This is a genomic window from Limibacillus sp. MBR-115 (genome assembly GCF_040549425.1).
Classification (GTDB): Bacteria; Pseudomonadota; Alphaproteobacteria; order Kiloniellales; family CECT-8803; genus Limibacillus; species Limibacillus halophilus.
On sequence record NZ_JBEPTJ010000005.1, the window covers coordinates 195299 to 217061 of the forward strand.

The 21763-nt window shown below is 56.5% G+C and carries 19 protein-coding genes; 15 read left to right on the top strand and 4 right to left on the bottom strand.

The window, feature by feature from the left end; genetic code table 11:
* The first annotated feature begins 78 nt into the window (after positions 1 to 78).
* From ABIE63_RS12200 to ABIE63_RS12210, 3 genes are all read left to right on the top strand, one after another.
* Entirely contained in the window at positions 79 to 2727 is a 2649-nt protein-coding gene (locus ABIE63_RS12200; RefSeq protein WP_354504752.1) for a valine--tRNA ligase, read from the top strand.
* A gap of 167 nt (positions 2728 to 2894) precedes the next feature.
* Positions 2895 to 4631: a dihydroxy-acid dehydratase gene (gene ilvD / locus ABIE63_RS12205; RefSeq protein ID WP_183416353.1), complete on the top strand. Its 1737-nt coding sequence runs from the start codon at positions 2895 to 2897 to the stop codon at positions 4629 to 4631.
* Positions 4612 to 5541 (top strand): DMT family transporter, encoded by a 930-nt coding sequence (locus ABIE63_RS12210; RefSeq protein WP_354504753.1) that lies wholly within the window; start codon positions 4612 to 4614, stop codon positions 5539 to 5541. Before ilvD ends, ABIE63_RS12210 begins: the two co-directional genes overlap by 20 nt.
* Here ABIE63_RS12210 and ABIE63_RS12215 read toward each other — a convergent pair.
* Complete coding sequence (locus tag ABIE63_RS12215) at positions 5538 to 6872, bottom strand: NAD(P)/FAD-dependent oxidoreductase (protein ID WP_354504754.1); 1335 nt, start codon at positions 6870 to 6872, stop codon at positions 5538 to 5540. The two genes, ABIE63_RS12210 and ABIE63_RS12215, sit on opposite strands and share 4 nt — an antisense overlap.
* A 2-nt stretch (positions 6873 to 6874) precedes the next feature.
* On the opposite strand from ABIE63_RS12215, the gene ABIE63_RS12220 reads away from it, so the two are divergent.
* Both ABIE63_RS12220 and metG read left to right on the top strand, forming a co-directional pair.
* Positions 6875 to 8371 carry a M81 family metallopeptidase gene (locus tag ABIE63_RS12220; RefSeq protein WP_354504755.1) on the top strand — a complete coding sequence of 499 codons (1497 nt, stop codon included), beginning with the start codon at positions 6875 to 6877 and terminating at the stop codon, positions 8369 to 8371.
* Between the two features lie 116 nt (positions 8372 to 8487).
* Positions 8488 to 10176: a methionine--tRNA ligase gene (gene metG, locus ABIE63_RS12225; protein ID WP_354504757.1), complete on the top strand. Its 1689-nt coding sequence runs from the start codon at positions 8488 to 8490 to the stop codon at positions 10174 to 10176.
* A gap of 3 nt (positions 10177 to 10179) precedes the next feature.
* On the opposite strand, the gene ABIE63_RS12230 is transcribed toward metG, so the two are convergent.
* From ABIE63_RS12230 to erpA, 3 genes are all read right to left on the bottom strand, one after another.
* Entirely contained in the window at positions 10180 to 10956 is a 777-nt protein-coding gene (locus tag ABIE63_RS12230; protein ID WP_354504759.1) for a rhomboid family intramembrane serine protease, read from the bottom strand.
* A complete protein-coding gene (locus ABIE63_RS12235) occupies positions 10956 to 11729 on the bottom strand; it encodes an exodeoxyribonuclease III (protein ID WP_354504760.1) in 774 nt (257 codons plus the stop codon). Before ABIE63_RS12235 ends, ABIE63_RS12230 begins: the two co-directional genes overlap by 1 nt.
* 130 nt (positions 11730 to 11859) lie before the next feature.
* A complete protein-coding gene (gene erpA, locus ABIE63_RS12240) occupies positions 11860 to 12219 on the bottom strand; it encodes an iron-sulfur cluster insertion protein ErpA (RefSeq protein ID WP_354504761.1) in 360 nt (119 codons plus the stop codon).
* Positions 12220 to 12337: 118 nt separating this feature from the next.
* Between erpA and ABIE63_RS12245 the strand changes: the two genes are divergently transcribed.
* From ABIE63_RS12245 to tatC, 10 genes are all read left to right on the top strand, one after another.
* Positions 12338 to 13519: a deoxyguanosinetriphosphate triphosphohydrolase gene (locus tag ABIE63_RS12245; RefSeq protein ID WP_354504763.1), complete on the top strand. Its 1182-nt coding sequence runs from the start codon at positions 12338 to 12340 to the stop codon at positions 13517 to 13519.
* The gene (gene argS / locus ABIE63_RS12250) at positions 13516 to 15267 is read left to right on the top strand and encodes an arginine--tRNA ligase (RefSeq protein ID WP_354504764.1); all 1752 of its coding nucleotides are present in this window, start codon (positions 13516 to 13518) and stop codon (positions 15265 to 15267) included. Before ABIE63_RS12245 ends, argS begins: the two co-directional genes overlap by 4 nt.
* Before the next feature lie 2 nt (positions 15268 to 15269).
* Positions 15270 to 16154, top strand: coding sequence for an SPOR domain-containing protein (locus ABIE63_RS12255; protein WP_354504766.1), 885 nt, complete (start codon positions 15270 to 15272; stop codon positions 16152 to 16154).
* 25 nt (positions 16155 to 16179) lie between these two features.
* On the top strand, positions 16180 to 17187 hold the full coding sequence (nagZ, locus tag ABIE63_RS12260) for a beta-N-acetylhexosaminidase (RefSeq protein ID WP_354504767.1): 1008 nt from the start codon (positions 16180 to 16182) through the stop codon (positions 17185 to 17187).
* Between the two features lie 20 nt (positions 17188 to 17207).
* A complete protein-coding gene (locus ABIE63_RS12265; RefSeq protein ID WP_354504768.1) occupies positions 17208 to 18014 on the top strand; it encodes a ScpA family protein in 807 nt (268 codons plus the stop codon).
* A complete protein-coding gene (gene scpB / locus ABIE63_RS12270; protein WP_354504770.1) occupies positions 18011 to 18805 on the top strand; it encodes an SMC-Scp complex subunit ScpB in 795 nt (264 codons plus the stop codon). Before ABIE63_RS12265 ends, scpB begins: the two co-directional genes overlap by 4 nt.
* Positions 18806 to 18887: 82 nt before the next feature.
* Positions 18888 to 19955 (top strand): ABC transporter ATP-binding protein, encoded by a 1068-nt coding sequence (locus tag ABIE63_RS12275; RefSeq protein ID WP_183416366.1) that lies wholly within the window; start codon positions 18888 to 18890, stop codon positions 19953 to 19955.
* 88 nt (positions 19956 to 20043) lie between these two features.
* Positions 20044 to 20310, top strand: a complete 267-nt coding sequence (locus ABIE63_RS12280; RefSeq protein WP_354504771.1) for a twin-arginine translocase TatA/TatE family subunit — start codon at positions 20044 to 20046, stop codon at positions 20308 to 20310.
* 77 nt (positions 20311 to 20387) lie between these two features.
* Positions 20388 to 20888 (top strand): Sec-independent protein translocase protein TatB, encoded by a 501-nt coding sequence (gene tatB / locus ABIE63_RS12285; protein WP_354504772.1) that lies wholly within the window; start codon positions 20388 to 20390, stop codon positions 20886 to 20888.
* An 11-nt stretch (positions 20889 to 20899) separates the two neighbouring features.
* Positions 20900 to 21724 carry a twin-arginine translocase subunit TatC gene (gene tatC, locus ABIE63_RS12290; protein ID WP_354504774.1) on the top strand — a complete coding sequence of 275 codons (825 nt, stop codon included), beginning with the start codon at positions 20900 to 20902 and terminating at the stop codon, positions 21722 to 21724.
* Positions 21725 to 21763: the final 39 nt, after the last annotated feature.

The window sequence follows — 21763 nt, forward strand, 5'->3', positions numbered from 1 at the left end:
AAAGGTTTGACGAGTGGCGGCCCAGCGCCGCATTAACTCTGTTGATCTCTGGTTTCGTATAAAAAGGAAACAGCAGCAGTGCTGGAAAAGACGTACCGACCCAAAGAGGTCGAGACAAAGAATTATGCGCGTTGGGAAGAGGCGGGATGCTTCGAGGCGCATGAGGACTCGGCTCAGCCCCCCTACACGATCATGATGCCACCGGCGAACGTGACCGGTAGCCTACATATCGGCCATGCCCTGACTTTCTCGATTCAAGACATTCTAATCCGCTGGAAGCGTATGCGCGGGCATGACGCGCTCTGGCAACCGGGCACAGACCATGCCGGTATTGCCACCCAGATGGTCGTGGAGCGGAACCTCGCGGCGGAAGGAATCCATCGCCGCGATTTGGGGCGCGATAAGTTTCTGGAAAAGGTGTGGAACTGGAAAGAGGAATCCGGCGGCACGATCATCCGGCAGCTTCGTCATCTTGGTGCGTCCGCGGACTGGAAACGCGAGCGCTTCACAATGGATGAGGGGCTTTCTAAGGCCGTCGTTAAGGTGTTTGTCGAGCTCTATAAACAGGGCCTAATTTACCGCGACAAACGCTTGGTGAACTGGGATCCCAAACTGCATACCGCAATCTCCGACCTGGAAGTTCAGCAAAAGGAAACGAAGGGCCATCTCTGGCATTTCCGGTATCCGATCGAGGGGGAAGAAGGGCGTTACATCGTCGTTGCCACCACACGGCCGGAAACGATGTTGGGTGACAGCGGCGTGGCGGTTCATCCAGAAGACGAACGTTATGCTGATTTGATCGGCAAGTTTGTCGTGCTGCCTCTAGTGGGGCGACGGATACCGATTGTCGCCGATGAATGGGCCGATCCAGAAACGGGCTCCGGCGCCGTCAAGATTACGCCGGCCCATGATTTTAACGACTTTGAGGTCGGCCGACGGCATGACCTGGAGATGATCAATATTTTTGATCAGGATGCACACCTCAACGATTCCGTTCCGGAACCTTACCGCAGGCTGGATCGTTTCGAAGCGCGAGCGCGAGTTGTAGCGGATCTCGAAGCATTGGGGCTTGTGGACAAAATTGAGGACCACGTTCACGTGGTGCCGCATGGTGACCGAGGCGGCGTTCCGATCGAACCCTACCTGACGGATCAGTGGTACGTTGATGCCGCAACCCTTGCCAGGCCTTGTATCGAGGCGGTTGAATCCGGAAAAACCCGCTTTGTGCCGCAACAATACGAAAACATTTATTTCGATTGGATGCGGAACATTCAGCCGTGGTGCGTCTCGCGGCAAATTTGGTGGGGACACCAGATACCTGCGTGGTATGGGCCAGACGGCACGGTATTTGTCGAGATGACGGAGGAGGCCGCTTCCGCGGCCGCTACAAGCCATTATGGCAAGGCCGTGGACCTTCGCCGCGACGAAGACGTGCTCGATACCTGGTTCTCCTCTGCGCTTTGGCCATTCTCGACTCTCGGATGGCCGGAGGACACCGCAGCGGTAGAACGTTATTACCCTGGTGATGTTCTGGTAACAGGCTTTGATATCATTTTCTTCTGGGTCGCACGCATGATGATGATGGGCATCCACTTTATGGGCGAGGTTCCCTTCAAGGATGTCTATATCCATGGCCTCGTTCGGGATGCCGAAGGGCAGAAAATGTCGAAGTCCAAGGGGAACACGATGGACCCCCTTGATGTGGTGGAGAAGTATGGATGTGACGCCCTACGTTTCACCTTGGCCGCTCTTTGCACCAACGGACGTGATATCAAGCTCGCCGAACCCCGCATCGAGGGTTATCGCAATTTTGCGACCAAACTTTGGAATGCCAGCCGTTTTGCCTTGATGAATGGCGCAGCGTTGCAGGCGGACTATGATCCATCCGCCAACAGTTTGACGATCAACCGTTGGATCGTCAGCAAGCTGACGAGCGCCGCGTCTTCTCTGGACCAGGCGCTTTCGAGCTATCGCTTCAATGATGCCGCTTCAATTCTGTATCACTTCGCGTGGGGTGAGTTTTGCGATTGGTACATTGAGTTGTCAAAACCAATCTTGAACGGTGAAGACCTGGTAGCCAAGGCCGAGACCCAAGCAACGACAGCGTGGGTTCTGACGCAGATCGTCAAGCTTATGCATCCGCTTATGCCTTACATAACAGAGGAACTTTGGGAAACGTTGTCTGGTGGTGGTGAGGGCCTCCTGATTTCGGCCGCATGGCCGGCGTTGCCCGTAACGCTGGCTGATGCAGAGGCGGAGGCCGAGATAGACTGGCTCATCAAGTTGATCACGGAGGTCCGGGGTACGCGGAATCAAATGAATGTTCCCGCTGCAGCGCAAGTGCCACTGCTGATTAAGGGCGCGAGCGATATTACACGAGCCCGCTTGACCGCTAATGAGGCCTTGATTGGGCGTCTGGCCCGCGTTTCAAAGCTCACTCACAGTGAAACCTCTGCGGGCGAAGGCGATGTTCAGATGGTGGTGGGTGAGGCGACCTTCGTCATGCCACTGGGCGATGTCATCGACTTGGCGGCCGAGCGCGCCCGTTTGCAACGCGATCTGTCAAAGCTTGAAGGCGAAATTTCGAAAATCGAAAAAAAGCTCGCAAACGAGCAGTTCATCGCAAAAGCGCCCGAAGAAGTCGTTGAGGAACAGCGCGAACGGTTGGTGGAAGCGTCACAGACACGCCAGAAGCTGTCGGATGCAGTTGCCCGTTTGGGTGCATGACGAAACGACCGGAAAGTTAGAGGTTTAGGCTACGACAATTTTGTTGGAACCTGCTTGCATGCTTTCCATGCGGAAAAAGCGGTAGAGGTGTCAGGCAGGCAGCGATAGTCTCCAGCCTTGCAATGTAATGCTTAGATATCCTGGCAGGAAACGAGGGAGGGCCCGCTATGCCACTCGATCACGGAAAAAAGAAATGGGACAAGTCGAAGCTGGTGAGTCGCCACGTCTCGATTGGGCCGGATAAAGCGCCACATCGGTCCTACTATTTTGCGATGGGCTTGACCGAAGAGGACGTGGCAAAACCTTTTGTAGGCGTCGCTACCTGCTGGAATGAGGCCGCGCCTTGCAATATAGCGCTCTCTCGCCAAGCCCAGGTGGTTAAGAAGGGCGTGAACGAGGCGGGCGGCATGCCGCGCGAGTTCACCACCATTACCGTGACCGATGGCATTGCCATGGGACATGCGGGCATGAAGTCATCGCTGGTGTCTAGAGAGGTCATCGCCGATTCGGTTGAGCTGACGATGCGCGGCCACTGCTATGACGCCCTGGTCGGGCTGGCCGGGTGCGATAAGTCGTTGCCCGGCATGATGATGGCCATGGTGCGCCTTAATGTTCCTGCGGTTTTCATGTATGGCGGATCGATCCTGCCCGGTCGTTTCAAGGGGCGGGATGTAACGGTTCAAGATGTGTTCGAGGCGGTCGGTGCCCACGCAGCCGGGAAGATCGATGCCGAAGAGTTGCATGCTCTGGAATGCGTCGCTTGCCCATCGGCCGGTTCATGCGGCGGTCAGTTCACTGCCAATACGATGGCTTGTGTTTCGGAAGCGATGGGTATTGCACTACCGGGGTCAGCGGGCGCGCCTGCTCCGTATGAAACCCGCGACGCCTATGCCGAAGCATCGGGCAAGGCTGCCATGGACCTGATTGAGATGAATCTGCGCCCACGCGATATCGTGACCCGCAAGGCGCTTGAAAATGCCGCCGTCGTGGTCGCCGCCTCAGGAGGTTCGACCAATGCGGCGCTTCATCTTCCAGCCATCGCCAACGAGGCAGGCATTGATTTTGATATTCACGAGGTTGCCGCGATCTTCCGGCGCACGCCCTATATCGCCGATCTCAAGCCCGGCGGTCGCTTCGTCGCCAAGGATCTTTTCGAGATTGGTGGCGTTCCGGTCCTGATGAAAGCGCTTTTGGACGGCGGATACCTGCATGGCGATTGCATTACGGTGACCGGCAAAACCATTGCGGAGAATTTGGCCGATGTGGTGTTCCCGACGGATCAGGAAGTGATTCGCCCGACATCAAACCCCCTCACTTCCTGGGGCGGTGTTGTTGGGTTGAAAGGGAACCTCTCGCCGCAGGGTGCGATCGTTAAGGTCGCCGGTATGAAGAAGTTGAAGTTCACCGGCCCGGCGCGTTGCTTTGATTGTGAGGAGGATGCCTTTAAAGCCGTCCAAGCCCGCGACTACAAGGAAGGTGAAATCCTAGTCATCCGCTACGAAGGCCCCCGTGGCGGGCCGGGCATGCGTGAAATGCTGGCGACCACCGCCGCAATTTATGGTCAAGGCATGGGCGACAAGGTGGCATTGATCACCGATGGCCGTTTCTCTGGCGCAACGCGTGGTTTCTGTATCGGCCATGTCGGTCCGGAAGCTGCGGTTGGCGGCCCGATTGGTTTATTGAAAGACGGCGATATCATTGCCATCGACGCCGATGAAGGTACCTTGTCGGTCGAACTTAGCGATGCTGAACTTGCTGAGCGCCGGAAGGCATGGAAGCCGCGTGGTACCGACTACAACTCCGGCGCAATCTGGAAGTACGCACAAACGGTCGGAGATGCGGAGAAGGGCGCGGTGACGCAGCCGGGCGCCAGGGCGGAGACACATGTCTACGCCGATCTCTGATCCTGGCCAATCTGGGGGCGCCTCTGATTCTGAGGGGCGCGATCCACTTTATCTGAGGGGGCTGGCATTCGTATTGGGTGCCAGCCTTTTCAATTCCTCCATCGGGTTCCTGATCCGTGTGGTCGAGGAAGCGGATGGCTGGACACTGCTCTTCTATCGTTCAATCGCTTTCGTCATCTTCATGCTCGGGTTTCTCGCTTTTCGCCACGGCCCAACTAACTTGCCGGCCCGCTTCAGGGCTATCGGTTATCCGGGTATCCTGGCGGGCGTCATGCTGGGTATTTCCTTTACCGGGTTCATATTCGCACTGCTAAACACGACCGTTGCGAACGTCGTGTTCATCGGCGCATCTTCGCCATTCCTGGCCGCATTCTTTGCCTATGTCGCGCTTAGAGAGCGATTGAGCTTGAAGACCTGGATGGCAATGGGTTTAGCACTTGTCGGCGTGGCCGTAATGGTTGGTGATGGCCTGACAGGCGGCGGAATTCTCGGAATTGGTCTGGCTTTGCTCACCATCACCACCTTTGCCATTGCGTTGGTCGCGCTGCGGTCCGGTCGGCGTAACGATATGCGGCCGGCCACCTGTTTGGCTGGGGTTTTCGCCTTGTGCGCAGCGACGGTTATGGCCGATACGCTCGTGATCTCTGCGCATGATCTTGCCGTAGCCTGCACAATGGGTGTCGTGCAGTTGGGGCTGCAGTACGCCTTCTTGACCGCTGGCACTCGCTATGTACCTGCGGGGGAGGTCGCACTGGTCGGCCGACTTCAGTTGGTCCTCGCACCGCTTTGGGCATGGTTGGCGGTGGGTGAGGTTCCCAGCGATATGACCTTCATTGGTGGGATTGTTATTGTGACGGCGCTCGTGTTTCACGGATTCAACGCCTTGCGAGGAACTTCCTTGAGAGTCTAAGCAAGACTTGCCGCGGCCCGATCGGCGGCCAGCAATCCGGTTTCCCAAGCGCCGTGCACAGTACTGAAAGCGTTGATGGAACAATGCTCTCCAGCCAGGAAGAGTTGATCGTCGAAGCACTCGGCCAGTAAGAGCCTTCTGTCGGCCAAGCCTGGCAAGGCGGCGGAGTATGCGCCGCGCGATAGCGGATCCTGGTTCCACGTCGTTGAGCAGCGAAAGGTCAACGATTTACCTGCCTCGCCACCAAAAACCGCCTTCAATTCTTCCCGCGCGATTGCTTCAATGGTCTGGGGTCCCGACTGTTCGAGCGCACGTGCATTCTCGCCACCGTAAAAGCCGTTAACCAACGGATAGCCCTGTGGGCGAATAAGATACGCGCCGGTTCTTTGGTCGCTGTCCTTTCCGACAGCCGAACTGGTCCGACCAAAGGGACTATCGCGCCCTTCGATGGTGAATACCGCTTTCAACGCACACCCCATGGGCACGGCTTCCAAAGCCTCGCGTATTTCTTCGGGAAACCCCGGCTCCATTCGAAGGAGACCATTGCGCAGTACATTGACCGGCAAAGCGATAATCAAACGTTGCGCATTCAGAATTCCGTTTGGGGTCTCTACCCGGAACCTAGTGGGATCGCGCTCGATAGATGTCACCGGATTGCAAAGTGCCACGTTCAATCCGTGTGAAAAGTGGGCAATGAGGGATCCGTAGCCTTCCAAAATCGACCAATCCTCGTGGGTGTCGAGATAGCGGCTTACATCCAGGGTGGAGACGCTATCGGCCTCCCGACTGCTGTGCCAGGTGATAATGGCGCGGAATAAACCTTCCCAGGCGCCAGCGCTGCCCAGATGGTTTGAAATGGCGTCATCGAGGCCTTTTTTGCCGGCTTGATCCACCGCAATGAATGCGCTCTCGATGGCCGCCTGGCGCTCCTTGATGCCGGCGTCATCAAGGGGCGTAGGCGCAAGTCGCCGAGACCAGTCGGGTGTGATGCCAGGGACAGTGAAGCCTTGTTCGCGAGCGAGTGGTACCAGGGGGTTCTGGCTACCGGAATGAAGGAACTGAGCGCCCAGATCCTGAAACACGCCAGGTGTGATTTCGATGGTATGCGCGCGGCCGCCGACTCGGTCCCGCGCTTCCAGCAATGAATAGTCGACGCCTAACTGCCGTAAACGTCGCGCTGCAGCGATTCCTGCCGCGCCAGCACCGATGATGGCAACGTCTGTGTCGGATTTCCGGGCAGGCAATGAATAGCGTTCCTTTTCGGCACTTGTATTCGGGGCAAGCAGACTTCTAATCTGACGCTCTTTTCGGATCAGGACAAGGATACCCATCCATGCGCATCGCCGTTGGCGGTTTCCAACACGAGACCAACACCTTTGCCCCTTCAAAGGCCACGTTCGAGGATTTCGAGCGTGCTGACGCCTGGCCGCCGTTGACCCGGGGTCAAGGTATGGCGCAGGTGGTATCGGGGATAAATCTGCCGGTCGCAGGTGCGTTAGAATACATACAGGATCAGGGGCATGAGATCCTGCCGCTTGTGTGGGCATCCGCACCTCCGTCGGCTCATGTTACCGAGGATGCTTTCGAACGTATTGTTGCAATGCTTTTAGAGGATCTGAAAAAAGCCGGGCGGCTCGACGGGGTCTATCTCGATCTGCATGGCGCCATGGTGACAGAGCATCTGGAAGATGGCGAGGGAGCGATCCTAAAGCGCGTGCGCGACCTGCTGGGACCGGATGTGCCCTTGGCGGTGAGTTTGGATCTGCATGCCAATGTGACGCCGGAAATGGTGGATTTGGCCGACATCTTAGAAATCTATCGGACCTATCCACACGTTGACATGGCCGCGACCGGGGCGCGTGCGGCTGAGCGGTTGGAGGCGTTGTTGAATACAGAGGAGCGTTGGCACAAAGCGTTTCTGCAATTGCCTTTCCTTATTCCTTTGACCGGGGGCTGTACTTTTATTGACCCTTCGAAAAGCCTTTATGAGAAAATTCCTCATCTAATAGATGAAAATAAATTGATATCATTTTCATTTGCTTGTGGATTTTCGCCAGCAGATATTTACCACGTGGGAGCCAGCGTGGTGGCGTACGGCAAGGATTCCGCGCGTGTTTGGAAAGTTGCCGAGGAGTTCCGTGACGCGGTAATTGCCCGAGAGGCCGAGTTTGCGGGCGACCTGTTTGCAGCACCGGATGCCGTCAGCAAGGCCCGTGAGATTAGTGCCGCCGCCTCGCGCCCTGTGGTATTGGCCGATACCCAAGACAATCCCGGGGCCGGCGGCAACGGCGACACGACGGGGTTACTCAAAGAACTGGTCGCGCAGCATGCGGAGAGGGCCGTCGTCGGTGTGCTTTGTGATCCAGCATCGGCCGCCGGGGCGCACGATGCCGGTGTCGGGGCAGATATACGCCTGAGCCTGGGCGGGAAGTCGGGATGGCCTGGCGTTACGCCATTGGAGGGCACCTTCAAGGTTTTGGCGCTGTCTGACGGCAAGACGGTCGGAACGGGACCTTTTTACAAAGGTGCAAACATCGATCTTGGGAAAACCGCCTTGCTTGAGATATCAGGCGTCAAGGTCATCGTTGGCTCGCGAAAGATTCAAGCTGCGGATCAATCCATGTTCAGGACTGTTGGAATCGAACCGTCGTCCATGGGAATATTGGCCTTGAAATCCTCAGTTCATTTTCGGGCCGACTTCCAACCGATTGCCGAAAAGGTGCTGGTCGCGGCATCACCCGGGCCCAATCCAGTGGACTATGAAGCTCTTGCGTATCGGCGTGTGCGCCCGGGAATTCGCTTGATGCCGGGATCATCCAGGACAAGCTAAACGCGAGGGTATCTTTGGCAATCCGTTGCGGTCGACGGCAGCTTGTCCTATAGCTTGGCGCGTTTTCACTGACTATGGCATAGCGACAGCCTTGCCGCTGACGAACAAGGATTGAAATGGCTCGCATACTCATCACATCGGCGCTTCCCTACATTAATGGTGTAAAACATTTGGGAAATCTGGTCGGCTCCATGCTGCCCGGTGATGTTTATGCGCGCTTCATGCGGATGCGTGGCCATGACGTGCTCTACATCTGCGCAACCGACGAACACGGTACGCCGGCTGAACTGGCAGCCCTGGAAGCGGGGCAGTCGGTTGAAGAGTATTGCCGTGAGCAGCATACCATCCAGGCAGCGATCGGTGCGCGGTTCCAACTTTCATTCGATCACTTCGGGCGTAGCTCCAGCCCGCAGAATGCGGAGCTGACGCAGCATTTCTGTAAGAAACTCGACGAGCATGGTCATATCGAGGAGCGAACCATCAGTCAGGTCTATTCCGTGGATGATGCGCGCTATCTGCCTGATCGCTACATCGTGGGAACCTGCCCACATTGCAGTTACGAACGGGCGCGCGGCGATCAGTGTGAAAATTGCACGCGACTGCTGGAACCTACCGACCTTATCGATGCTCGGTCAGCGGTCTCGGGATCGAAGAATCTGGAGGTTCGGGAAACTAAGCACCTGTTCCTGCTGCAAAGCAGCTTCGTCGATCAACTGAGGTCCTGGATCAACAGCAAGCACGATTGGCCAAATCTGGTACGTTCGATTGCCCTGAAATGGCTGGACGAGGGGTTGCATGACCGCTGCATCACGCGCGACTTGTCCTGGGGTGTACCTGTTGATCGGCCGGGTTTTGAGGGCAAGGTTTTTTATGTTTGGTTCGATGCGCCTATCGAATACATCGGCGCGACCAAAGAATGGGCCGACCTGGACCCGGAGAATAGAGACTGGCGTAGCTGGTGGGATGGCAAGGCGAAGGATCTGCGATACCTGCAGTTCATGGCTAAGGACAACGTGCCGTTTCACACGGTCAGCTTTCCTTGCACGCTCTTCGGTTCAGGGGAGGATTGGAAGGCTGTTGATTTCATCAAAGGTTTTAATTGGCTGACCTATTATGGCGGCAAATTCTCGACCAGCCAGAAGCGTGGAATTTTCATGGACATGGCGCTGGAGGAGTTCCCGTCGGATTACTATCGCTATTGGTTGATGGCCAACGCGCCGGAGGGTAGTGACAGCTCCTTCACCTGGCAGAGTTTCGTCGATGGCATCAACAAGGACCTTGCTGACGTTCTGGGCAACTTCGTCAACCGGACGCTCAAGTTCACAACGGCGCGGTTTGGCGACACGGTGCCAGACGGCGGCACATGGGGGGCGGCGGAAGCCAAGCTCGCGAGCGGCCTGGAACGACTGATCTCCAGCTATGCGGAGAACATGGAAGCCGTACAGGTTCGAAAGGCGCTTTCCGACCTTCGAGCTATTTGGGTTCTGGGGAACGAATATCTGACCGATGCTGCACCCTGGACAACGATCAAGACGGATCGTGATCAAGCGGCGGTATCCGTTCGCACGGCCATCAACTTGATTCGGCTCTTTGCGACCCTTGCACATCCGGTAATCCCTGAGAATGCGGGAAAGCTCCTTGAAAGCTTGGGGCTGGAAGATAATCCGGAATGGCCAGGGCGCGCGATTCGTGAAGAATTGACTGCCATCAAAGCGGGTCAGCCCTTCCAGGTGCCGCCTATTCTTTTCGAGAAGGTGCCAGCCGAACGCGTGGCGGAACTAATGGCCCGTTACGGCGGCGAGTAAGCCCTATCCCCATGGCCCGGGACTCTCGGGTTCATCGTTTCCGGGATTTTGCGTTTCCTGGTGTTTGCGCCTGCGCAGCTGCACCCCCTGTTTCAAGCCGTAGATACCGCCATAAGGAGCAGTCGCACGTTTGAATAGGGGCGTGAGGGCCATGCCAAGCAGGAAGCCGCCGACGTGCGCCCACCAGGCGACACCACTGGTGGCGCCGCCGCTACCCAAGGCCGAAAAGAGCTGAAACAGTGCCCAAATTCCGAGCATCAAATACGCGGGAACGGGAATGACGAGCCAGCCGACCAGCGCCATTATCGTGGCGCGAGGATGGAGTAGTAGATAGGCTCCCAGAACACCGGAGATCGCGCCGCTCGCGCCGACCATTGGCTGCAGGGAACCGGGCTGAGCAACGGCGTGTGCCAAAGTCGCACCAACACCACACAGCAAATAGAAGATAAGAAATCGACCATGTCCCATGGCGTCTTCGGTGTTATCACCGAACACGCGCAGGAACAGCATGTTACCAATGAGGTGCCACCAGCTACCGTGCAGAAACATGGATGTCAGGACGGTTAGCCAAGGCGTCAACATCCACGCGGCCGGTTGCCTGTCGCCAAAGAGTACCGCCGGTATTGTGCCATAGGTGAATACCACCCGCTGAAACTCACGGGTGTTGCCGGATATCTCGTAGAGAAATACCAGGACGCAAAGCGCAATCAGTCCATAGGTAATCCAGGGGCGCTCAATACGGATCCGGGGATTGCGGTCGAAGAGCGGGAGAAATGCCATTAGGCGGCCAAGGTGCACCAAACGGGTGTATGGTCTGACGCCTTTGGCTGGCCGCGTGGTTCACGGTCGATATCGCAGTCCTCCAGAAGATCGACCGCTTGCGGCGACAACAACAGATGATCAATGCGAATGCCATGGTCGGCATCCCATGCGCGGGCCTGATAGTCCCAGAAACTGTAAGCAACCCGCTGGGGATGGATTTCCCGGAAGGCCTCGTAATATCCAAGCGCCACAATTTCCCTCAATGCTTCGCGCGTCTGCGGTTTGAATAACGCATCACCGGCCCATGCCTTTGGGTCGTAGCAATCCCGTGGTTCGGGAATGCAGTTGTAATCGCCACCGAGAATGATGGCTTCTTCCGTTTTCAGGAGCGTGGCGGCATGAACCTTGAGGCGGTCCATCCAATCCAGTTTGTACTGGAACTTCGGCGTGTCCACGGGATTGCCGTTTGGCAGGTAGATACTGGCGACGCGAATACCGGCGGTCCTGGCTTCCAGATATCGCGCCTGCTGATCATCCGGGTCACCGGGCAGGCCTTCTTGTGTAATCTCAAGGGGATCGCGCGAAAGGATCGCAACACCGTTGTAACTCTTTTGCCCATGTATGGCGCAGTGATAGCCCAACGCTTGAATCTCCAGCAGCGGGAACTTGTCGGCCTCGCATTTGATTTCCTGCAACAACAGGACATCGGGTTTTGCTTGCTTGATCCAGGCTGTCGCATTGGGCAGCCGTGCGTTTATCGAATTGACGTTCCAGGTGGCGACTTTAACCATTTGCGTGGAATCCCGAGGTTACAGAAATCAATAGACTAGGTGCCGTGCGGCCCCACGGGGTCGCCGACTACATCCTACCAATTGCTCATTGCTCTGTCAGAAGGAAAGCTACTGAACGGCAGCGGTCGATCTAAATTGCGAAAGACGTTCCACACCCGCAGGATGCCGTTGCATTCGGGTTCTCGATCTTGAAGTAAGCCCCCATCAGATCCTCGACGAAATCGACCTGGGACCCGCTCAACAACTCCAGCGACATCTGGTCGATCACGACCCTGGCACCATCGCGCTCAAAGGTCACGTCGTCCGGATTGGTACTATCATCGAAGGAAAAGCCGTATTGAAAACCGGAGCATCCACCCCCTGACACGGCAATGCGTAGCATCAGGTTTGATTGCTCCTCCTGTTGCATCAGCCAAGCAATACGCTTAGCGGCGTTCTCGGTCAGGCTAAGACTCTGCGTTGCTCGTTGGACCGTCGTCATTTCGCTCATTCGGGGGCTGCTCCGCTACAATACTGCCCTTAATGTAAGCCTTAGATAGCAACTGTCCAAGGGGCATCATAGAAATGCCGGTTTACCCGGAGACTGCGGAGAGAGTAGCTTGCCTGCCATGACGGAAAAATCATTAGCGGCACTGGCCTGCCGCCCTGAACAGAGTAGGGGACGACGCTACCCCGCAGAGACCAGTCAAACACGCTCGGATTTCCAGCGTGACCGTGATCGGATTCTGCATGCTGGTGCCTTTCGCAAGCTCCAGTACAAGACACAGGTTTTTGTGATTCATGAGGGGGACTACTATAGGACACGCCTTACGCATTCCTTGGAAGTCGCGCAAATCGCCCGCTCGATCGCCCGCGCTTTGGAACTTAACGAGGATTTAGCAGAAGCCTGTGCGCTCGCCCATGATTTGGGACATCCGCCGTTTTCGCATGCTGGTGAGGATGCTCTCCATGCGGCGATGGAGCCCTATGGCGGTTTTGATCACAACGAGCAGACGTTCCGTATCGTGACGGAACTGGAACGGCTTTACGCTGCTTATGACGGTTTGAACCTGACCTGGGAGACACTGGAGGGGATCGTCAAGCACAATGGCCCACTGGGAGGTGCTCGCCAGCGACCGGTCCGTGCGTCAATCGCAGCCTTCGATGCCGAATGGTCGCTGGAACTCGGCGGCTTCCCAAGCGCCGAAGCACAGGTCGCGGCGCTGGCCGATGATATTGCTTACAACAGCCATGATGTAGATGACGGACTAAGAGCAGGCCTGTTCTCGGTGTCGGACCTAGAATGCGTTCCAGGCGTCGGAGACATCTTTGCTCAGTTGCGCGGGCAGTTCCCTGATCTGGCGCCCAGACGGCTGCGCTATGAAGGCGTGCGGCGCATGATTACGCTTCTGGTTGATGATCTTATTGCGGAAACCCGGCGGCGGGCGATTGAAGCTGGCCTTGATAGCCCTGATGCCGTGCGCACGATTGGTAGACCAGTCGTTGGGTTCTCCGAGCCGCTGCGTGAACAGGAGAAGCTCTTGCGCGCCTTCCTGTTCGAGCGTATGTACCGCCACTTCCGCGTCAACCGGACACGGCGCAAGGCGAGACAAGTAGTGCGGGATTTGTTCGAATGCTATTTGGCGGAGCCGGAATGTCTGCCTGATGAATGGCGTGATCGCGCGGAAAATTCTGTCGATAAGATCGCAGCAGCACGGCTCGTTGGGGACTACATCGCCGGGATGACCGATTCCTATGCCCTTAAGGAGCACAAGAAGCTCTTCGACCTCTATTCGATAGTAGATACATGAACATTTTCAATTACTTCTCTCAAAAAATTAATGTTGTGATAGGCGAAATGCAGGCGGCGGGCGAGGTCCCGCCAAACCTGGATCTACAGCGTGTCTCCGCAGAAGCGCCGCGCGATACGAACCATGGGGATGTGGCAACCAATGCGGCCTTGGTCTTGTCCAAGGCAGCGGGCATGAACCCGCGCGCTTTTGCCGAGAAGCTTTCAGCGCGCCTGGCATTGTTGCCGGACGTTTCGGCCAGCGAGGTGGCAGGCCCGGGCTTCATCAATCTACGCCTTTCCAATCTCTTTTGGCAGGAGCGGCTGCGTGAAATTATCCAGGCTGGCACCGACTACGGTAGTTGCGAGCTCGGTGGTGGGCGGAAAGTGAACGTTGAGTACGTATCTGCGAACCCCACAGGTCCCTTGACGGTTGGACACGCCCGCGGCGCGGTCGTCGGCGATGCTTTGGCCGCAATCCTGGAAAAAGCCGGCTATGACGTCTGTAGAGAGTACTACATCAACGACGCAGGCACCCAAGTGGATACGCTTGCCCAGTCGGCCTATCTGCGGTACCGCGAAGCGCTCGGCGAGGATATCGGAGAGATTCCGCCAGGTTTCTACCCCGGTGATTATCTGAAGGATGTTGGTCAGGCCTTGGCAGAAGCCGAAGGTGATTCCCTGGTGACATTGCCGGAAGTGGAATGGTTTCCACGTGTCCGGAGCTTTGCAATTGACGCACTCATGACTGAGGTCCGGAACAACTTGGCGGCACTTGGCATTCATCAGGATGAATTCAGTTCGGAGCGCGCATTGGTTGCAGCGGGCGGTGTCGAGGAGGTGGCCAGCTTCCTTAAAGCACGCGGGCTGATCTACGAAGGGGTGCTGGAGCCGCCGAAAGGTATGAAGCCGGATGATTGGGAGCCTCGCCCGCAGACGCTCTTTCGGTCGACGGATTTTGGCGATGATGTGGATCGTCCCCTCAAGAAATCTGATGGAACCTGGACCTACTTTGCCGGGGATATGGCCTATCACTTGGACAAATTCCGACGCGGCTACAAGTTGCAGATCGATGTTTGGGGCGCCGACCACGGCGGATACATCAAGCGCATGCAATCCGCGGTCAAGGCTTTGACCGAGGGAGAGGGGACACTGCACATAGTTCTGTGCCAGCTCGTTAAGCTGCTGCGTGGCGGCGACCCCGTGAAGATGTCGAAACGGGCCGGTACATTCATCACGTTGCAAGATGTCATCGACGAGGTCGGCAAGGACGCGCTCCGCTTCATCATGTTGACGCGCAAAAGCGATCAGCACCTTGAGTTCGACCTGGAAAAGGTTATGGAGCAGAGTCGCGAGAATCCGGTGTTTTACGTTCAGTACGCGCACGCTCGTTGTCGTTCGGTGCTCAGACATGCCGCATCCGAAATGCCTGAAATTCCACAAGATACTGTGGGTATGCTCGCCGCGCCCTACAATCTCTTGACCGATCCCGAAGAGCTTGCTTTGATCAAGGTCATGGCAGGCTGGCCCAAAGTAGTGGAAGGGGCGGCTGAGGCTTACGAGCCGCATCGTGTGGCGTTTTATCTCTACGATCTAGCGGCGGCCTTCCACCAGCTTTGGAACAAAGGGCGGGACGATGCACAGCTTCGCTTCCTGCTTGACGACCAGCCGGAATTGACGAGGGCTCGCCTTGCATTGGTTCAGGCATTGGCAACGGTAATCGCCTCCGGGCTAGCAGTGATGGGCGTGGAGCCGGTCGAGGAGATGTAGAAATGGCTTCCAATCCTTATGAGCGCGGCTGGCAATCAGTGGATGACCTCGATCGCCCGGTCATAAGCGAGGAGGATATCTCGCGGCAGCAGGCGGCTCGCCGATCCCGCAGTCTCTTGCGATCTGGCATCCGGATCGGCAGCTTGCTTTTGGTGCTCGGCGGTTTTGGTGCGCTTGTTGTATATGCGTACAATTGGGGTACGGGGGAGATTGCGGAAAGTCAGGTGCCTGTCGTCGCCGCTGATCAGACACCGGAAAAAGAAGCGCCGAGCGAGCGTGGTGGCCTGACGGTTCCCTATCAGGACGCGTTGGTTTTGAATGAGACTTCCAAGGGTCAGGAGGTCGAACGCATCATACCACCGCCGGAGGAACCTATGATCGTCCAACCCGCCGAAGATCCCGCGCCGATGGTGGAGTCGGCAACGGCGACAGCCAAAGCCGTTTCGGATGCAGAGGAGGCCGCTGCAAGCGAGAGCAGCGATCCCATCGCATCTTTGATCCAGATGGCTGAACTTGATGCGGCCAACACCGATGCCAAGGGCACTGCCGACGCCCCTGAGGAGGTTACGGCGTCAGAACCGCCAATTGCACCGGCCGCCGATCCGCAGACACAGCAGCTGGCGCAGGTTGGCCAAGTTAGCGGTTTCAAAGTCCAGCTTGCATCCCTTAAGACAGAAGATGCCGCCCGGTCGGAGTGGGCAAGGGTACAACAAGCTAACAAGGATTTGCTTGGTGGCTTGAAGCTGGATATCCAGCGGGTCGATCTTCAAGACAAGGGGATATTCTATCGAATTCAGGGAGGCCCATTGCCAAGCCGTGAAACCGCCAGTGATATCTGCGCGCAATTAAAGGGTCGCGGCCAACCTTGCATCGTGGTGGCCCCCTGAGGGGCGGCGACACGGGACGGGTATAATGCTCTCAGCAGTCTTCGGCTGTTCCGGCACAAGCGTGACCGCGGACGAACGGGCATTCTTCCGGGAGGTGCGTCCGACGGGATTTATCCTATTCGCAAGGAACGTTGAAAATCCCGACCAGTTGAAGAAGCTTATCGACGCTTTGCGAAGCTGTATCGATGATCCCCATGCGCCTGTTTTGATCGATCAGGAAGGGGGGCGCGTGCAGCGGTTGCGACCGCCCTACTGGCGCGATGCGCCGCCTGCGGCACGTTTTGCCGACCTATATCGCGCAAATGCAGAGGTCGGCTGCCAAGCCGCTAGAACCAATGCCAGATTACAAGCGGCAGAGCTATTGGCACTGGGCATTACAGTGAGTTGTGCTCCGGTCTTGGATTTGCGTATAGAAGGGGCTCACGACATCATTGGCGATCGCGCTTATGGCACAACGCCCGCATCGGTCGGTGATCTCGGGAGTGCCGTGTGCGACGGATTGTTGGATGGCGGTGTCTTGCCGGTTATCAAACATATTCCTGGGCACGGCCGGGCGAGCGAGGACAGCCATATGGCATTGCCGCGCGTTGCCGCAGATCTCGCGACCCTTCGCGAGCAGGATTTCAAACCCTTTGCCGCCCTCAATCAGGCCCCTTGGGCGATGACAGCGCACATCGTTTATGAAGCCTTGGATTCCGGTAACCCAGCGACGCAATCGTCAACGGTTGTCAGTCTGATCCGCCATGAACTAGGCTTTGATGGACTGTTGATCAGCGATGATCTATCCATGAAAGCGCTGCGGGGGGATTATCAGTTGAGGGCCGAACGCAGCTTGGCTGCCGGCTGCGATGTAGTTCTGCACTGCAATGGCGATATTTCAGAGATGCAAGATGTCGCCGCGGGGTGTGATGAACTGAAAAGCGCTGCATTTACCAGGCTCGCGCGGGGCGAAGCGCTGCGTCAGCAAAGACAAACGACATTCGATGTCGAAGCGGAGCTGGCGCGGCTTGAAAGTTTGTTGGTAAGCGCCTGAGATAGAGGTGATGCGTCCTTATGGCGGGTGACGGCGAACAGAGCACAAACTCATTCAACGAGGACCCTGAGAAGGTTCGCGGTGCAACGCGAGACGAATTACGTCTGGATTTGGAGGGCTTCGAAGGGCCAATCCACGTTCTGCTTGAACTGGCGCGGGATCAGAAGGTTGATATCCTCCAGATTTCCATGCTCAAACTAGCGGATCAATATCTCGAATTCATTCGCCGCGCACAGGCGATCAACCTTGAGTTGGCTGCAGACTATCTGGTGATGGCAGCCTGGCTTGCTTACCTGAAGTCGCGCCTGCTTTTACCGGCGCTAAAGGACGATGGGGAAGAGCCGAGCGCTACCGCCTTGGCTGCCTCCTTACGATTCCAACTGCAGCGGCTCGAAGCTATGCAAAACGCGGGCAAACAGTTGATGGAGCGTCCGCGGTTAGGACAGGATTTCTTTGCACGAGGCGCACCAGAACCCATCGATGTCGTGCAGGAATCCCAGTACGAAGTCACGCTTTTTGATTTGCTACGGGCCTATAGTCGGCACCATGTCAGGGTCAAGGCGACCAGCCTCCATATTCAGGCTTTCGATCTCTACAGCGTCGAAGAAGCGATTCAACGATTGAATCGGTTCCTGGGGAACCTTCCGGATTGGCACAGCCTTACATCGTTCCTGCCTTCGGATATAAGGGATAATCTGGTACTGCGATCTGCGTTCGCCTCTACCTTCGCGGCGTCCTTAGAGCTAGCAAAAACCGGGAAGGTTGAGATCCGACAGGACAGTACCTTTGGCCCACTCTTCATCCGCAGCAAACCTACGAGCAAATGACTGAATCTTACGATCATCTAAGATTGCTTGAAGCGCTGTTGTTTGCAGCCAAGGATCCCATGACGGTCAAGCAGCTACAGCGTCATTTTCCCGATGACCTTGACTTGGAAACGGCCCTTGTGGATCTCAAGGCGCGTTACGCCAATCGGGGCGTCGTTCTGCAAAGGGTGGGTGAAGCTTGGGCATTTCGCACGGCGCAGGACTTGGCGCCGCACATGCGTATCGAACAGACCGTGATGCGCAAATTGTCGCGGGCTGCGGTTGAGACCCTGGCCATTATTGCTTATCACCAGCCGCTGACGCGTACGGAGATCGAGGAAATCAGAGGCGTGGCGATGTCGAAAGGCACGCTCGATGTGCTCCTGGAAGCCGGTTGGATTCGACCACGCGGGCGACGGCGCACACCAGGGCGGCCGGTGACTTGGGGCACGACACAGTCGTTTCTCGATACCTTCGGGCTTGAGGCCATCGACGAACTTCCCGGTATCGAGGAACTCAAGGCTGCAGGCCTGCTCGATAAACGGCCAGCCCTGACCGCACTTACATCTCGGGGGATGCTGACAGCCGTTATGGATGCCGACGACGCAGAGGATATGGGCGAAAGGTCTCGTAGCCGATTTGAAGACACGGATGATGAATTCGAGGAAGACGAACTGGATGAAAGCGAGGTCGATATCGCGCTTGCCGAGGATTTTGGCGCGGATATCCAGACCCCTGACATCGGTGATGACGTCGACCAGGAGGACGACGCGTCAGACAACGAAGATGAAGAAAGGGAATCCTCGTATTGAAGTCACTTTCTTCCTATCTTTAGGCATACTTTCGGTAACATCGCATCGTGCTTGCACCACAATAGGATAAAGCAGTCCCTTCATGCTATCTCTCGAGACCGTACATCATTGGTATGGCAGTCTGCATGCCGTTGATGGCTTGACCTTGTCCGTCGAAGCTGGGGAGGTCGTTTGCCTGCTTGGTCCGTCCGGTTGCGGGAAAACGACAGCCCTGCGCGTAGCGGCGGGCCTTGAGCGCTTGCAGCAAGGCAAGGTAAGCCTGGATGGTTCAGTAGTTGCAGATGGCCGAAGGGACGATCCGCCCGAGGCCCGTAACGTCGGCTTGGTGTTTCAGGATTTCGCACTTTTTCCCCATTTGAGCGTCCTGGAGAATGTAGGATTTGGTCTGCAGAAATTGGGGGCTGAGGCCCGCCGCGCTCAATCGATGGAGAGCTTGCAGCTAGTCGGGATGGCCGACAGTGCCCAAGTTTACCCACATCAACTCTCAGGCGGTCAGCAACAGCGCGTCGCCCTGGCAAGAGCCCTTGCGCCAAGGCCGCGCGTAATGCTTTTGGATGAACCCTTTTCAGGGTTGGATACACGCCTGCGCGGGCAAGTCCGTGACGAGACCTTGCATGTTCTCAAAGAAGTGGGCGCAGCTACGCTTCTCGTAACGCACGATCCCGAGGAAGCAATGTTCATGGCGGACCGGATCGCCGTCATGCAGGGCGGGAAATTGATGCAAATCGGCACACCTGCCGATCTTTATTTTCGACCGGCAAATGCTTTCGTGACGGCATTCCTGGGAGATACCAACCGATTTGAGGGAACCGTCACACAGCGGCAGGTCGATACGCCGTTCGGGCGGTTAGACTGTGCAAAATTGGATGAGGGCAGCGCCGTGGAAGTCCTCATCCGTCCGGAAGCTTTGCAATTGATGGCTGGGCAAGGGGCTGGCTCGCCAGAAGGAAAAGGCAGTGCAACGGTGTTGGCAGCACGGCTGCTGGGGCGAACAAGCTTGATTCATCTCAGTGTTTGTAACGGCGATGGGCGTCATCTCCATCTCCACGCACGTGTGCCTGGGCGTTTCCTGCCACAAGAAGGTGAGCGTCTTGAAATCCAACTTGATCGCAGTCAGGCCTTTGTTTTCCCTCTTAGCACTGCTAGATAGGGTATGAAGCGGGCCAGCGAGCTCGCATGGGATCATGGTATTGTTCCGTTCTGCAGGAATGCAGCGGTAAGCTCAGGGAGAATCCCCGATGGGAAGTTTTAGTGTTTGGCACTGGTTGATCGTTCTGGCGGTTGTTTTGTTGTTGTTTGGCGGCGGCGGAAAGATTCCGAAGCTCATGAAAGACATGGGATCCGGAATCAATGCCTTCAAAAAAGGCTTGAAGGAAGAAGAGAAGAAGAAAGCCGAAGCCGAAAGCGAAACTCCGAAGGCGATCAAGAGCGACGAGGCAACGACGACCGACGCGTCTTCGAGCGAAAGCGAATCAGAGACCGAGAAGAAGGCGGCCAACGGCTGATCTTGTTTCACGGCTTGTGCCCTGTAGGCAACGCTGCGTCGGCGTTAATGCCACGCATTCTGAGGACTTAGGCATCCATGTTCGACATCGGCTGGACCGAGATGGCGATCATCGCGCTGATTGCTCTCGTGGTGATCGGCCCTAAGGATTTGCCGGGCGCGATGCGCACCGTCGGTCACTGGGTCCGAAAAATTCGGACGGTCGCGCGGGACTTTCAATCCGGTCTGGATGACATGATCAGGGAGTCCGAGCTTAGCGAGGCACGGAAGTCGATTGAAGGTGCCAGCAATCTCAACCCTAAGAAAATACTGGAAGACACCGTTGACCCTACCGGCGATGTCGCTAAAGAAGCGCGTAGCCTGCAACAAGATGCAGAGGCAATGCCCGGCGATGAGGCCAAAGAATCGAAAGTCGAAAAGGCGCCTGTTTACAAGACAACCAGCGCCGCTGCGTTGAAATCCTCTCCGAAACCGAGCTCGCCGGAAGCGGAGGCGCCTAAACCGGCGGATAAAGCCGCGCCAACTAGCGCCCCCGAGCAAAAGTCCGAATCCAAACAGCCCGACAAGGGCGAATCCTGAGGCAGCAATAGATGAGCGACGATTCCGCCGACGCGAACAAAATGCCTCTGCTAGAGCATCTGATAGAGCTTCGTCAGCGGCTGCTCTACAGCGTGATCGCGCTTTTTGTTTTCTTTGTCATTTGCTTCTTTTTTGCACAGGAACTTTACAACTTCCTGGTTCAGCCACTAGCGGACATTCTGCTTGAACGGAGTACACCCGAACATCAGCGCAGGATGATCTTCACGGATTTGACGGAAGTGTTCTTTACCCACGTCAAAGTCGCCTTCTTCTTCGGCGCCTTCATCGCCTGCCCAATTTTTCTCTCGCAGATTTGGTTGTTCGTTGCGCCAGGGCTGTACAAGCATGAAAAAAGCACGCTGGCGCCTTTCCTGATTGCCAGTCCAATTCTTTTTTTCATCGGCGGCGCGATGGTCTATTACGCGATTATGCCGATGGCCTGGGAATTTTTCTTGAGTTTCGAGGTTCCGGCAAACGAGGGTGGCCTCGCCGTGCAGCTTGAAGCGAAGGTCAACGAATACCTTTCCCTGGTCATGAAGTTGATATTTGCATTTGGCCTATGCTTTCAGTTGCCGGTCATCATGACCTTGTTGGCGCGCGTCGGCATGGCTAGTTCCGAGGGAATGAGGGCCAAACGGAAGTACGCAATTGTTGGTGTTTTTGTTGTCGCTGCGATTTTTACACCTCCCGATCCCTTAAGCCAGATTAGCCTCGCGGTTCCGATTATCATTCTCTATGAGGTGTCCATCTGGATGGCCAAACTCGTTGAGAAGAAAAGGGAAGAACGTGAGGAGGAAATGGAGCGGGAGTTGGATGACGAGACCGGCACCGATTGATAAAAAGCCGTATGTTTCCGGCTTGCTGCGGTCAGATGG